14 protein-coding genes are annotated in these 15,505 nt (G+C 53.5%); all 14 read left to right on the top strand.

The window, feature by feature from the left end:
* Positions 1–356 (top strand): phospholipase D-like domain-containing protein (locus OXG87_24130; protein ID MCY3872643.1); only part of this gene is annotated, 356 nt, incomplete at its 5' end.
* A gap of 230 nt (positions 357–586) precedes the next feature.
* Positions 587–1,801: an ABC transporter permease gene (locus OXG87_24125; protein MCY3872642.1), complete on the top strand. Its 1,215-nt coding sequence runs from the start codon at positions 587–589 to the stop codon at positions 1,799–1,801.
* 1 nt (position 1,802) lies between these two features.
* A complete protein-coding gene (locus tag OXG87_24120; protein MCY3872641.1) occupies positions 1,803–2,630 on the top strand; it encodes an ABC transporter permease in 828 nt (275 codons plus the stop codon).
* A 7-nt stretch (positions 2,631–2,637) separates the two neighbouring features.
* Entirely contained in the window at positions 2,638–3,960 is a 1,323-nt protein-coding gene (locus OXG87_24115; GenBank protein ID MCY3872640.1) for an AAA family ATPase, read from the top strand.
* 15 nt (positions 3,961–3,975) lie between these two features.
* Complete coding sequence (locus tag OXG87_24110; GenBank protein ID MCY3872639.1) at positions 3,976–4,755, top strand: hypothetical protein; 780 nt, start codon at positions 3,976–3,978, stop codon at positions 4,753–4,755.
* Complete coding sequence (locus tag OXG87_24105) at positions 4,752–6,275, top strand: hypothetical protein (GenBank protein MCY3872638.1); 1,524 nt, start codon at positions 4,752–4,754, stop codon at positions 6,273–6,275. Before OXG87_24110 ends, OXG87_24105 begins: the two co-directional genes overlap by 4 nt.
* 74 nt (positions 6,276–6,349) lie before the next feature.
* Complete coding sequence (locus OXG87_24100; GenBank protein MCY3872637.1) at positions 6,350–7,048, top strand: FKBP-type peptidyl-prolyl cis-trans isomerase; 699 nt, start codon at positions 6,350–6,352, stop codon at positions 7,046–7,048.
* A 68-nt stretch (positions 7,049–7,116) separates the two neighbouring features.
* Complete coding sequence (locus OXG87_24095) at positions 7,117–7,821, top strand: pseudouridine synthase (GenBank protein ID MCY3872636.1); 705 nt, start codon at positions 7,117–7,119, stop codon at positions 7,819–7,821.
* The gene (locus OXG87_24090) at positions 7,818–8,585 is read left to right on the top strand and encodes an NAD(P)-dependent oxidoreductase (GenBank protein ID MCY3872635.1); all 768 of its coding nucleotides are present in this window, start codon (positions 7,818–7,820) and stop codon (positions 8,583–8,585) included. The genes OXG87_24095 and OXG87_24090 overlap by 4 nt, the downstream gene beginning before the upstream one ends.
* Positions 8,582–9,295, top strand: coding sequence for an NAD-dependent epimerase/dehydratase family protein (locus OXG87_24085; protein ID MCY3872634.1), 714 nt, complete (start codon positions 8,582–8,584; stop codon positions 9,293–9,295). Before OXG87_24090 ends, OXG87_24085 begins: the two co-directional genes overlap by 4 nt.
* 5 nt (positions 9,296–9,300) lie before the next feature.
* Positions 9,301–10,605 carry an aspartate aminotransferase family protein gene (locus OXG87_24080; protein MCY3872633.1) on the top strand — a complete coding sequence of 435 codons (1,305 nt, stop codon included), beginning with the start codon at positions 9,301–9,303 and terminating at the stop codon, positions 10,603–10,605.
* Between the two features lie 10 nt (positions 10,606–10,615).
* Positions 10,616–12,511 (top strand): alkaline phosphatase family protein, encoded by a 1,896-nt coding sequence (locus OXG87_24075; protein ID MCY3872632.1) that lies wholly within the window; start codon positions 10,616–10,618, stop codon positions 12,509–12,511.
* Between the two features lies 1 nt (position 12,512).
* On the top strand, positions 12,513–14,477 hold the full coding sequence (locus OXG87_24070) for a hypothetical protein (GenBank protein MCY3872631.1): 1,965 nt from the start codon (positions 12,513–12,515) through the stop codon (positions 14,475–14,477).
* Between the two features lie 12 nt (positions 14,478–14,489).
* Entirely contained in the window at positions 14,490–15,503 is a 1,014-nt protein-coding gene (locus tag OXG87_24065) for a Gfo/Idh/MocA family oxidoreductase (GenBank protein ID MCY3872630.1), read from the top strand.
* The last annotated feature ends 2 nt before the right edge of the window (positions 15,504–15,505 follow it).

The following is a 15,505-nucleotide window of genomic DNA, read 5'->3' as shown; positions in this document are numbered from 1 at the left end:
CCCTATGTGGGCCACTGGAAAGAGGTATCCATATTGCCCTAGTCAGTACCTGGGAGTCTATACGAAAAGTGAACCTGCAATCTCTACATGAATGTGGACCAAGCCGACTACGCCTCTTCCAACCGGCAGCTAACTATGAGACTACGGCAGTTCTTGGTTCCCATGCGAAGTTTTATATTGTCGATGAAGTGCGTATTTACATTGGAAGTGCGAATCTTACTTACCTTGGACTCAACCGGCATCTAGAGATGGGTGTATTATTGCAAGGCGAGATCGCACAACAAATATACCAGTTCTGGCAGTATTTATGTGAGATCGGTTTCTTTGTAGAAATTGATAATCAAAATCTTTCATAGAGATATGGCACTTACAGGTGATTTCGAAGAAACGATAAAGGCCCGCGTGCAGCGCAGTCTGGCCTTCCGAGAAGAATTCAAAAAAGAAGCTATCCGGTGTATACGCACCGACGATGTGGACACCGGTAAAGTCGTAATGCGCGACTATATCAATGCGACGAAGCATGGCACTTACCGATAAAAGACTCGCAACAGTGTCACGAGTTTTGCCGCGAACTCGAAACTAACCTATGCAATCAAACACAGACATAAAAACCACCATCCTCCGCCCGCGGTTGCGCGCTACGGGATTGGTGTTGCCACTACTGGCATTCATTGGCGTCACCTTTATCGCGCCGTTGACGACAATGCTCGTACACAGTGTGTACGATCCCACAGTCGCCGATGCCCTGCCCGAAACCCTCGGCCTTCTGAGGCAATGGGATGGAAAGAGCGCGCCTGACGAAGCAGTGTACGCAGCGGCTGCGCGCGAGCTATTAAAAGCGCGCACAGATCGCTCACTGGGCCGGGTCGCCACCCGCGTCAACCGCGTGCATCCGGGACTTCGCAGCGTTTTCACGCGCAGTGCAAGAGGGTTACAAAACGTCCGCGAAGGTCCCTATCGCGATGCCATGATCGGCCTTAATACTGCATGGGGCGATGTACAAACCTGGCACGCGATCCGCAGTGCTGGGGATCGTTACACCGCGCGACACTATCTCAATGCCCTCGACCTGCAACCTCTGCCCGACGGCTCTATTGATCGCCAGCCCCCAGAACGCCGCATCTACCTGTCCCTCTTGTGGCGCACCTTTATCGTGAGCCTGAGCATCACCGCGATCTGCCTGCTGCTCGGCTACCCCATCGCCCACCTGATCGCGCATTCGCCTCCGCGCATTGCAAACCTGCTCCTCATTCTCGTACTCGTGCCCTTCTGGACATCGCTCCTGGTGAGAACCACATCCTGGATCGTACTGCTCCAGACCCAGGGCGTACTCAACGACTTGCTCGTCACAATTGGGCTAATCGGCGACGACGGCCGCCTCGCCATGATCTACAACATGACTGGCACACTGGTGGCAATGACCCATGTGCTCCTGCCCTTTATGATCCTGCCTCTTTATTCGATCATGCGCGCCATCCCACCGAGCCAGATGAGTGCCGCTGCATCGCTGGGTGCGAACTCCTTTCAGTCATTTTGGCGCGTGTACTGGCCGCAGACCCTGCCCGGTGTAGGTGCCGGATCACTGCTGGTATTCATCCTCGCCATCGGCTACTACATCACCCCCGCGCTGGTAGGCGGCAGCACCGGGCAACTCATCTCCAACATGATCGCCTACCATATGCAGACCTCGCTCAACTGGAGCCTGGCCGGGGCACTTGGCGGCATCTTGCTGGTATGCGTGATCGCGCTCTATCTGCTCTACGACCGCATAGTCGGCATTGACCGCATGAAATTGGGCTAACATGATCTCGACACAACACATTGGCCGGGTCGCGTACCTGGCCTCATGTACCCTGATCTTCGCGTTCCTGATCGCGCCAATTCTGGTGATCGTACCGCTGAGCTTCAATGCCGAACCCTACTTCACCTTCACCGAAGGCATGCTGCGTCTGGACGCCGAAGCGTATTCCCTGCGCTGGTACCGGCAAATCATCGAAAACGAACTGTGGACGCGCGGGCTGGTCAACAGCCTGATCATCGGCATCGCTTCTACCGCGCTGGCAACCGCGCTGGGCACACTCGCTGCGCTGGGTCTATCCAGCTCCGCCATGCCGGGTCGCCGCTTCGCAATGGCACTATTGATCTCGCCGATGGTCACGCCAGTGATCATCTCCGCGGCGGGCATGTTCTTTTTTTATTCAACCCTGGGCCTCGCACAGACCCACATCGGATTGATCCTATCCCACGCCGCACTGGGCACGCCATTTGTCGTAATCACTGTAACCGCTACCCTATCCGCCTTTGATACAATCCTGACGCGCGCTGCCGCAAGTCTTGGTGCCTCACCGATCCTCACGTTTCGCAGAGTACAACTGCCGCTAATCGCACCGGGCGTTATTTCTGGCGCGCTCTTCGCATTTGCAACATCTTTTGACGAAGTAGTAGTCGTCCTTTTCATGGGCGGCATAGAACAACGCACCATTCCGCGCCAGATGTGGGCGGGCATCCGCGAGCAAATCAGCCCAACCATCCTCGCCGTGGCAACATTCCTGATCGCCTTCGCCGTATTGCTACTACTCACCGTCGAATGGCTGCGCCGACGCTCCGCCGCCTCTTCTCAAGCAGACTGAGGTCAAAATGGCCGACTTACAGACAACAATACGCGATATTTTGACCTTTATCCAAGAGCGGTTGTATTTTAACCGGGCAGACCTGGAGATTGAGGGACAAAAACACAATGCCGCTTTGTTGCTCAGCACCCTGACGGGACTATTAGGTGGCAAAATCCTGATCGTAGGCGAACCCGGCCTGGGCAAAACAACGGCGGCAGAGTATATCGGCGCGCTACTATATCGCATGCCATTGGGAGCTGTGTGGGAAGCCGAAGTAAGTGGCCATCCCGAGCAGACCGAAGAAAAAATTGTCGGACGCCCAAACCTCGGCGCGCTCAACCGCGGCGAAGAAGATGTGGTGTGGTCGGCATTTTCTGTCCTACCCGTCAAAGTCGTAGATGAAATCAACCGCCTGCCGGAAACAAAGCAGAGTTTGATCCTCAACGGCGTGGATCGCGGCAACTGGTCCTACTTGAACCAGATGCAAATCAATGATGAATACTGTTTGTTCGCAACGGCCAATTATCAGGACCGCGGAACAAATACCATCGTTATCCCCCTTCTGGATCGCTTTGACGTAATGGTGGAATCCAAATATCCGGGCGCGAATTTGTCCTGGATGATCGGCACCGAATCCTCTCCCGCACATCTCCTGCGAGATCCCCAACGCGAGCAAGCACTCCAGGCCTGTCTGGTCAACCCCAATGCCGAAGCAGAGATAGAAGCGATTTGCGAGGATTATGGAAAAACGATCTCCAAGCGTTTGTCCGTACCAACCCTGGGGCGTGCCGAGCGCGAAACCATTCGCAGTGAAATGAGCGCTCTGCCTTTCCAGGCCGATGCCAGTGCCTATGTTCGAACCTTTTTGGCCGAATTGTCTTTCTGCTGCAAATACGGACAAAAACGCACAAATGAAGTCTGTGGCGAAGGTTGTCATTACACGGGCTATCTGTGTTACGAAGTACAAACATGCCCGTCTAATCGCCTGCCCATCTCCATCCGGCGCTACGCACAGGCACTCGCCTGGGTGCTGCGCGACAAAGAAGTGGATATCGAACATATCCGCACAATATTGCCATACACCTGTGCTCACCGCATCCAATGGCGAGACGAAGAAGAAACGCAAGACCACCGGGACGATGTATTGCCCATTCACAGAGCGCGAGAAGCGGTGCGGCAGGTCTTTCGGCGCTATACCGAGCAGAGCGAGCGCATCCAAACAGCTCTAATGACTGCCAATCGCATCTTAAATGGTACCGACGAAAAACCCATTCAGGGCGAACACCCCATTTACATGGAAATTATGCGCGATCTGGGACAAGAGCCTGTGCATCCAGAATTTTCGTAATCCCAGGAGTCAGACATGCGACAAAATCCATTTCGCGAATTTGATCGGATTGCACCATCCGATCTGACCCCTGAAAACGCAGAGCGCGTCAACGGCTTACTATCCCCAAAACGCAATCCCTTTGCCGAATTCGTCGAAGACACAGAAAAAAAGCGCGTCCTGCCCATGGATAAAATTCTCGCATCTCACACCGAGACAATGGATCGGTTGACAGCAGCTTACAGCGCACTGATCGACGAATGCGTCGGCGAGGGACTCTGGCAAGCCGACCGCAAAACCATTGAATCGACCTATACTGCGGCATCGCACATAGTGGGACAAATCGATTGGGAAATGACCGATATCGAAGCATTTTGCGCGCACGCCCTGCAAAGCAATGACGCGGCTTTCTTTGTCATGGAACCCCTCGGCTTGTTCTTATCGGCCTTTTGCAACGCATCGTCCCAATCGGACATTCATCTCGATCTCACGGGTCACGATTTGCGTCTATCCCTTATGGGATACCGCCTTCGCAAAGACATCACACTGACAATTGTGGGAGACCTGGGCGACCTCACGGGCATTTCGCTCATGGGGGGGCACCTGAAGGTCGAGGGAAATGTCCGACACTATCTGGGCGCGGGTATGATCGACGGACGGATTGAAGTCTCGGGAGACGCTGGCAGATCTATCGGCGAACAAATGCAAGCTGGCGAAATCCACATCAATGGACGCCTGGGAGGTGTGGGCAACACCGAAGGCGGCGCGATTTATCACCGCGACCAAATGCTCAGAGGAACAAAAAACCGACCATGAACTTCAACGACATCATCCAGCGCGTTTGGCCCGCTGTTCGCAAGCGCCATCTATTTCCCGAATTGCCGACGCCAGAAGTAATCGAAACAGGCGACGAAGCCGCGAGCATTCAAATGATGGACAAAGTGATCCAATTGAATGCCAATCGGCTGGCCGCCCTCGCGCAAGTAATGGACATAGAAGACGCCACCTCTGCACTCCTGGACCACGGCGTGGGGCATCACACCGTTTGTCCCTGGGATTTTGAGACGCACTTAAAGCTATATGCCGCGCTCAAACCCGTGTTATTGGATGGTGCATTGGTCAAACAAGTAGTCGAATATTTTTCGGACGTGGTAGTCGATACCCATGCCGTGCGCGAGCGCGAATCGAAATTGCCCGAAGTATATCGCCACGCCGAATCGAGTGAAGTAACAGACGTAATTCGGGCATTGTATCAGCGTCTCTGGGGTGAAAATTTGGGTGTAGAAGACCGCGGCGAAGTCGATCGACTCGCGCGCATACCCTATCTGGACGCCTCGCAGTGGGGCGATAGCCTTAGAGCATTCGCACAGGTGATTGCCCCCTTAATCCAAAAAGAAATGGACGATGGGAATGGACAGGGTGGCATGATGGGTGATACCCAGCAGTATTCCGCAGGCGAACTCGCAGCGGGAATGGCACAATTTGCCGAACAGGGATTTTACGCCTTTCGAGAAATGGTGCGCGATTTTGCCGACGAGCTACAAGACGCCAACATGATGCCCGATATGGGCCGGGGCAAAGGCATGCCCTCGGATGCCGACCTCTTGTTTTACATGGCGCGCGCATCCGCATTTCGCCTGCCCGTGCAAACCATGCCCCTGGAAAAAGTGGGCGGATTACATCCGCATTCCCATTCGCCCTGGGAAATTGGCAAACCCGTTCAGCACATCGATGTGTGGACGAGTTTTGGGCGCGTCATGCCGGGCATTTCCCAGATGTGGAACTGGCGAGATGGCGAAACCCACGGGGACGGCGATGGCATACCCGATTGTGTGGTCATCGTCGATTCCTCGGGCAGTATGGTCGATCCGTGTCGAGAAATATCCCACGCAGTCTTAGGCGCTGGATGCGCGGCCGATGCGTATTTGCGACGGGGCAAGCGCGTGGCCGTTTACAATTTTAGCGATGCCCAGGCCGGTGGGAAAGAAGTGCTGGATTTCTCAAGAGATCGCAAGCGCGTATTCTTTGCATTGTGCCGCTACTTCGGTGGTGGAACAGCATTGCATCTGCCGGATCTGGAACCCCTTCTCAAAAATCATGTGGATATTTTTCTCATAACAGATATGCAGATCACCAACCTCGATGCACTGATGCAATTTCTGATCCAAAAAGAAAACCGGGTAACCGCTGTTCACGTAGCGAAAAACCGGGATGCCCAACGATTTCGCCAGCGGGCTGCCACTGCAGACCACATCTGTGTTTATGCAGTTGAACGCACAGAGGATATTCCAGATATTGTGCTATCAGAAGTAAAAACGCGATTTCAGGCTATTTAGTCTGTACACGTCCTCCACAGACCTGCGGGGACAGACCTGGCAGGTGGACATTTACCTATTATTCAGGAGAAAATATGAAGCGTCTTTTTGCCGTATGCATTGCCGCTGGCTTACTGGGTTGCCAGGCACAGGAAAAACCCGAATTTGTAGAGGTCAACCTCGAGGACAAGCAACACAAGCTGAGTTATGCACTCGGCTTAAATCTATCCGATCAACTAAAAAAGCAACAGGGCATGGCGATTGATATGGATGTATTTGTACAGGGATTCAAAGATGGTTATTCTGGAGAATCCCCCCTGCTTTCCTCAGACGAAGCGCTAAAATTTCTAATCGAGATACAGGAAGAACAAAGGGCACAACAACTTGCGGAGAAAAACAAAATGGCAGCAGAAAACCAAAAAGCTGGCGAGGCTTTCCTCGCGGAAAACAGAAAAAAAGAAGGCGTGGTGACATTGGACAGCGGCTTGCAATACAAAGTGATCAAAGCCGGCGACGGAGCGAAACCCAAAAAAACCGACTCCGTAGTATGTCACTATCGCGGAACATTGCTCGACGGCACGGAATTTGACAGTTCTTACAGCCGCGGAGAACCGGCGCAATTTCGCGTGGATCAACTCATTCCCGGCTGGACAGAAGCCCTGCAACTCATGCCCGCGGGATCGAAATGGGAACTCTATATCCCATCCTATCTGGCCTACGGCGCACGGCAAGCCGGGCAAATCAGTCCCAATTCAACGCTCATATTTGAATTGGAATTGCTCGAGATCAAATAATGGACATCTAATCTGATGTCTCGATGGGCAGACGCACGGTCTGCCCTATTTTTTCGCGGGAATCGATTTTGAAGCTGGACATTCTGTATCGCGACAACGACCTGGTCGCCATTCAAAAACCCTGTAGCTGGTTTGTACACCAGACCCAACTGGACCGGTCGGCCATGTGTTGCATGCCCGTATTGCGAAATCAACTCGGACAATGGGTTTATCCGGTTCACCGCCTGGACCGCGGGACATCGGGCGTTGTGCTATTCGCACTTCGCCCTGAAATCGCACGTACATTGGGTGCTGCATTTTCAGCGCGACAAATAAAAAAAGAATACCTATCCGTAGTGCGCGGGTACTTGCCAGATAAAGGGCGGATACACCACGCCTATTGCCCGCCCAACACCTCGTCGCCCGTCGAAGCCATCACCGATTTTCACTGCGAAGGCACCGTTGAACTACCATACCCCGTGGGGCGATATGAAACCGCGCGGTATTCGCTCATGCGCGCAATGCCAGTAACAGGTCGGCAACACCAGATCCGCCGCCACTGTGTGCATCTTCGCCATCCGATCATCGGCGATACGCGCTATGGCGACCGCCATCACAATCGCTTTTTTCAATCCCATTTTGAAATTAGCCGATTGCTGCTAATGGCCACCCGCATCGGCTTTGCACACCCCAAATCGGAGAAATGGACCGAAATCTCCGCGCCAATCCCCGGACCAATTCATCGTTTATTTCAGCAATTTGGCTGGGAATCTGATCTGGAGGACAACTTATGAATGTACTGATAACAGGAGCCGAGAGCCGTTTGGGACAGGCCGTTGCCAGAGAATTGGCACCGGGCAACCAGTTGCGACTCTGGGGAGCGGGCGAACCGCCTTCTGAACTGGATGAAAACATCACCTATTTTGAAGGCGACATGCGCGACCTAGACGTAGCGTGGCGTGCCGTTCGAAACATGCAGGCTATTATCCACACAGGTGAGCCACCACCCAATCTGCCCGAGGACGACCTCGCCTGCGAACGTGAATTACTCGATCTGGCAACCCGGGGCACCCATGTCTTATTCAAAGCCGGTATAGATGCCGGTATAAAGCGATTCGTATATGGAAGCACACTCCAAATATTCGAAGCCTATCCCGATGATGTGTATATCAGCGAAATGTGGCGCCCCATGCCATCGACAGACAAATTTCAACTCACGCGCTACCTCGGCGAAATGACAGCACGCGAATTTGCGCGCGATTTTCCCGTAGCCGTCACAGTATTGCGCCTGGGCAAGCTAATATTAGAAGAAAACGCTTCCCCACAGGACCCGGACCTCATGTGGACCGATTATCGCGATGCAGCGCGGGCTTTTCGCCTATCTCTCAATCGCGATGCACAGTCCGAACTGAAGTGGAACCGGCGATTTGCCCTCCATCACATTTGTGCGGACATTCCGAATCCAAAATATCTGGTCGGCCAAATTAGTGGATCTCAGTTGCGAGGATTTCAACCGCAACACAATTTTGAAGCCATCTGGCGTGGAGGTGACGCGTGAAAAAAGTACTTTTGCTGGGCGCTTCGGGACTAATTGCCCCCAATATCATACCGGATATGGAATCGCATTGCGATCTCATACTCGCCGACATAAAGCCCTATCCCGATGGCAGACCTATCGAACATGTAGATATGCGCCAATACGATCAGGTACGCGATGCCATGCAGGGCATGGACGCGGTGATGAATTTCACTGTAAATCGTCCCGATCCCATCTTGAGCTTTCACGTCAGTACATTGGGCGCATTGCATGTCATGAAAGCCGCTGCCGAATTGGGCATCAAAAAAGTGGTACATACGGGACCGCAACTGGTGCGAAGTGACTACGATCAGGATTTTGAAATCACTGATGTCCCCCGCGCTCCCGGCACCGGGTATTACGGCATAACCAAAATGCTCAGCTACGAAATTTGTCGCACATATGCGCGGATTTACGATATACAGACGATTTGTTTTGTATTCAACGGCCTGGGCCCCGAGCCGAGTGAGCCAATCAAAGGCGAGGACTTCCCCCCATTTCGCATATTCTGGAAAGACCTGGCGCATGCGTGTTGTCTCGCACTGGACATCGAATCCGTGCCGGATAATTATCAGGAATTCAACATGGTGAGTATGACAGCGCACCAGAAATACACCACGGAAAAAGCACAACGCATTCTGGGTTACGAACCGGCTGAACGCTGGGAAAATTATTACAAACGTGACGTGTGATTTATATGTCCTCTTCCAAAACAATTTTTCAAAAAAACCGCAAAGTCATCCCCGGCGGCGTAGTATCAGTCAACCGCGCTGTCGCGCCGGAAATAGCCTTTGTGCGCGGGCAGGGCAGCCATGTGTGGGATGCAGACGGCAAAGAATACATCGATTATCACGCGGCATTCGCGCCATTTATCCTGGGGCACAACGATCCGGATGTGAACGCGGCAGTGGCAAAAGTACTCACCGAAGGCGCAACACTGATGGGATCGGGCACCAACCCCTGGGAAGGGCATTGTGCCGCATTAATTGTAAAACACGTACCTTCCGTCGAAAAAGTCATGCTAACCAATACGGGATCGGAAGCCACCTATCACGCCATTCGAATCGCGCGGGCGCACACGGGGCGCAATGGCGTCATCGTAATACAGGGAGGATACAACGGCTGGCACAACGACGTGGCACTGAATGTAATGACGCCAATAGATGCAATCGGACCGCGGGTCTCGCCGGGCGAATACCAAAAAATACCGCTCTCTGCCGGCGTACCCAATAGCGCGTTAGACGATATACATGTGGTGAATTTTAACGACCTGAATTCAGTGCGCTGGGCAATGGATCAATACGATATCGCCGCGTTAATTCTCGAGCCAATTTTGCAAAATATCGGCATCGTACACCCACAAGCGGGCTATTTACAGGGACTGCGCGATTTGTGCGATGCGCGAGGGGTTGTGCTAATATTCGACGAAGTGAAAACGGGATTTCGCCACGCGATGGGAGGCTATCAAAGCATATGTGGCATCATGCCAGACCTGTCCGTATTTGGCAAAGCAATAGCCAATGGCTATCCCATTGGCGCGATTGGCGGGCGGGCATCGCTCATGGATTATTTTGTCCACAAAGATCCCGCAAAACGCGTACTGATCGCCGGAACGTACAATGCCCATCCCATATCATGCGCGGGCGCCATTGCCACAATGGAAAAACTCGCATCGGCAGATTTTGAACAACTGTACGCGATGGGCGAACAGTTAGAGACGGAATTGACCGCATTATTCAAAGAAGCCGGAATAGAAGTATCCAGTGCCCGACAGGGATCGGCTTTTTGCGTCTATTTCATGGACCACGCGCCGGTTGATTGGCACGATATTGCCGAACACCACGATTTCGCGCTTGACGAGCGGTATCGCCGCGCATTGATTGAAAAGGGCATCTATCACTTTCCACTGGCAACCAAGCAAGGCAGTATTTCATTTGCACATTCACGATCAGATATAGATGAAACGCTCTCAAAAACGCGAGACGTTCTTCAATCACTTTGAGGAGGAGTATATGGAAAGTCCAGCAAAGAAGGCAATTGTCATAGGGATGGATGGGGCGAGCATGGAAATTGTGAAAAACCTGGCCGACTGGGGGCACATGCCCAATATCGCAAAACTCATGGAACGCGGAGCCTGGCGCCCCATGATCGGAGTATTTCCCACCCTCACGCCGCCGGGATGGACGGCTATAGCCACGGGATCATGGCCGGGCAATCACGAGGTCATGGATTTTAACATCCGCGCCCTGGGCAAACGACTGGACCAGACCGTATGGGGCATCAATACAGATCTGTCCAAATCCGAATACATCTGGAATACTTATGAGCGCGCGGGTAAAATGCCGATTCTGGTCAAATGGGAAATGTCGTGGCCGCCCACCGTCACGACCGGGATCCAGGTGGAAGGCACGGGCCCCGGTGTATCCAATCACCATCAGGTCGCGGGCTATCACTTATTTGTAGGAGGCAAGTGGGCACCGCGGCGACTGGTCGTACAGCGCGACCCCGAAACACTGGACCCGAGCGCCCTGCAAACAGTATCGGAATTTGATCCCGTCACCCTCAAAGAGGCAGATGGGTGGACAGCTCTACCCGACTCCAAAAAACCACCGCTTGAAGTTGAAATGGTGATCACGCCTCTGGCGCGCGGGCGCAGCCCCATGAACCGGGGAAAGAAAGGCACACCCAAGCCGTTCTACGGCTTAATCTACGCGACAACCGCAAAGGGATACGATCGCGTATCCGTCTGTAGCACGCGCGACGGGGATACAAAAGTGTGTGACCTCGGCGTGGGCGAATGGAGCGATTGGTGGCTCGACACATTTGAAATAGACGGCGAACAGGTAAGCGGCTACGTACAGATGAAATTGATCGCACTGACCGAAAATGCCGATATGTTCGAGCTATTTGTACCGCAAATCTGGCCTCCCGACGACTATACCAAACCGGCGTCAATCGCGCGGGAAATCGACGAAAACGTCGGTAATTTCTTGCAAAACCCCGGCCGCGATGCCCTGGGCGTAATTGACGATGACACGTATTTTGAATTGCTGGAGTTCCACCACCAGCGACTGGCCGATGTAGCGCAGTACCTGACGGAATCTCGCTCCTGGGATCTGCTGATGATTGAAACGCACGCTTCGGATTATACGAGCCACTTCTTCCTGGGGCAGGCCGATCCCACCAGCGGTGCCGAGCAATCGGTCCTCGAGCGGTCGCGCGAAGGCGTCTTCCGCACCTATCAGTCAATCGATCGCATGATCGGGCGCATCGTTGACGATATCGCCGATGACGATACCGTCGTCGCAGTCGTGGCCGATCACGGCGGTACGTCCAATCAATTCCCCGCGGTCAACATTCGCAAAGTCCTCACAGAAACCGGATTTGTGAAATACCACGAAAATGGGCAAATCGACTGGAGCAAAACGCGCGCCTGCGACGTGGGATTGGTGCATATCTTCATCAATCTGGAAGGACGCGAACCCGACGGAATCGTTTCTCAAGAGGATTACGAAACCGTGCGTCGAGAGCTAATCGCCGCGCTGATGGAATACAAAGACGAAGCCACCGGACGCCACCCCTTCGCGCTGGCTCTGAGCCGCGAAAATGCCGAAATGGTCAACTTGTGGAGCGATCTGGTCGGCGATGTGGTCTATGCACTGCATCCCGAGTTTGACGGCGCACACGGCAAGCAATTGCCCTCGGTGAGCTTTGGCATGGCTGGTCAACATTCGACATTTGTGATTGCGGGCGCGGGGATTAAGCAGACTGGCCTGCTCACAAAACAAGTGCGCTCAATCGATGTCGCCCCCACAATCTGTTATCTCACCGGAGTGCCCATGCCGATGCAGGTCGAAGGCGGCGTGGTTTACGAAGCCCTCGAAGACCCCGATTGGCATATAAAATAAGATGGCAGAAGCATCGACATATCGCACAACTGAGGTACAAAGCGGTCGCGCCGTAACACCCCGGGCCATTTTTGTAGCCATCGTGATCATCATCGCAACCGTCCTGTGGGACGAGTGGATGGCCTACTACATGAGCGGCTCCAATATCAGCCGCAGCCATTTCCCCCTGGCGCTGCTCTTTCCATTCTTATCGCTGGCCGTATTGAACATCATCGCGCGCCGTGCCCTGCCCTCTCTCGTGCTCACACCACCGGAATTGCGCGTGGTTTTGGGGATGGGGCTCGTCGCCGCAATTGTGCCTTATGACGGCGTTACCGGGCACCTAATCGGTGTCTTGGCCGGGGTGTACTATTTTGCAACGCCCGAAAACGGATGGAATTTTTATCTCCATCACAATATCCCAACGTGGCTGGCACCGCAAAATGATACGGGCGCGATGAACTGGTTTTACGAGGGCACGCCCGCAGGCCATGTCCCCGCACTCGGCGCCTGGATAACCCCGCTTTTCTGGTGGACCTGCTTCCTCGGCGCAGTCGCATTTGCCGTCTTTTGTGTGGTCGTCATGTTGCGCCGACAGTGGGTAGATCACGAACGCCTGACCTATCCCATCGTAGAAGTGGGCACCCTATTGACCGAGACCCAACAAGGGGGCAGGCTATCTCAGGTTTTTTCGTCGCCGCTGTTCTGGATCGCGTTTGGACTCGTGATGCTGCTGAAAGTCTGGAACATCGGGTCGTACTTCACACCGATTTTTCCGCACATTCCGTTTGAAGGCGGACAGTTTCGGTTCTATCCCGACTTTCCTTTTTTAATTCGCAGAGTCAGTTTTTACGCAATAGGCTTCGGTTATTTTGCGCGATTGGACGTGCTGTTCAGCGTTTGGGTATGGGTGCTTTTATCTGGCTTTGAGGTCCTTTTATTCAACAAATTTGGGTACACACCCGGCGCAGCAGACCGACAGTGGCAAAGTCCGGCACTGGGCTGGCAAAGCGGTGGCGCACTCATTTTTCTCGCAATCTGGAGCCTGTGGATGGGCCGCGCACACCTCACAGATGTCTGGCGAAAAGCCGTGCAACCAGATTGCGAAGTCGATGACAGCGGCGAATTGCTATCGTATCGCACGGCTGTCATCGGACTGATCGTCTCCCTGTTATTTGTCGCTACCTGGTTATACGCCGCGGGCCTGGCACTATTTGTCATTCTCACATTTTTGCCAATTGCCCTGTTGACATTTTTGGGACTCTCTCGCGTAGTTGCCGAACTCGGCCTCGTGTACGTGTATTATCAGGTACAGCCATTTGACGCAGTATTGCAAATTTGGGGCACGCCAACAATCAACGGGCAAAGTGTCACAATCCTATCGTTTATGCGGATATTTAACAGCGCCGGCAAAGGCTATGTCATGCCCGCTATGACACAATCCGTCAAAGCCGTAGATCGCGTGGTAAAACCCAGACAGATTGCCCTGATGATCGGGATATCACTCATCCTGGGTTATATGGTTTCCGTCGCCAACACACTGTACCTGGGATACGCTTATGGCGCGTACAACCTGGGCAACATGGGACTCAAAAACGCCGCGCCGGGCGCATTTAACAAAGCGATCAACTCCATTCGCAACCCAATTCCAATGGGTGGCAAAGGCGGGTTGGCAATATGGGCTTTAATCGGTGCGGCAGCTATGGCCGCATTCACGATGGCGCGCTATTGGCTCCCCTGGTGGCCCCTGCACCCCATAGGCCTGGCCATACAGGGCAACTACGGCGTCACAAAGGTCTTCTTTTCAATTGTGATCGTCTGGGCAATCAAATCGCTGCTGATGAGAATAGGCGGCGTGGATCTCTACGAACGCGGCAAGCCCTTTTTTATCGGATTGATCGTCGCCCAGGCTTTGAGCACGGCTCTGGTCTTTGCCATCGATTGGGTGTGGTTCCCAGCACGCGGGCACAATGTACACAATTACTAAAAAGGAAACCCAATGATCGGAGTAGCAATTCAAGGCGCGGGAAACGTATCTACCGAACATATCAAAGCCTATCAGAACAACCCCCATACCCGGGTGGTAGCCATTGGCAGTCGCACGTTGGAAAGCGCGAAAAAAAAGGCCATCGCCTGCGGTATAGATTGTGAACTATTCGATTCTTACGACCGCATGCTCGCCCATCCCGGCGTGGATCTGGTATCGATTTGCACACCCCCGGATTTACACGCAGCAGAAACCATCGCAGCAGCCGAAGCTGGCAAACACATCCTGATCGAAAAACCCGTGGCCCTGAATCCCGACGAACTACACGCCATGGATGCAGCGGTTCAAAAAGCCGGGGTAAAAACCGTCGTGAGCTTTGTCCTGCGGTGGAACCCGATGGTCCTATCCATCAAACAAGTCATTGAAAAAGGATGGATCGGACAGCCTCTTCTCGTACAGGCCGACTACTGGCACGGGCCAACCCATCAGCGCCCCAAAAAATTTGAACGACCCGGGTGGAATCCCATGAATGCCGGGGCTATTGTACACGGGGGCTGTCACGCAATGGATGCTGCGCGATATGTACTGGATAATGACCCCATCATTCAGGTATCCGGAGTATCTGCTCGCAATTCCAGTCATCCCGAAACATACCTCGCAACAACTGCGGCCGCGGTTCAATTTGAGCGCGGCACCGCGGGAAAAATTTCCGGATCGACCGAATTTTTTATGCCCTATGTATTCAATCTGGAAGTATTTGGCGACGAAGGCATAATCCGCAACAATCGGTTTTATACAAAACAAATCCCGGGACAACGCGACCTATCTGAAATACCAACCGTATTGCCAGACAGCGGCGCAGTATCACACCATCCCTTCCAGGAAATGATCGACCACTTCATCGACTGTATCACAACAGACGTGGAATCCCACGACAATCTATCCGTAGCGGTCAACACCCACCTGGCCTGCTTCGCCGCTGAAGCATCTGCCCGGGATCGGGGCGCACCTGTTCACTTGAGATAGGA

This window comes from Gemmatimonadota bacterium (assembly GCA_026706845.1).
GTDB lineage: Bacteria > Latescibacterota > UBA2968 > UBA2968 > UBA2968 > VXRD01.
Note: the sequence above shows the minus strand (reverse complement) of the source record. Positions and strands in the feature narration are given on the sequence as shown.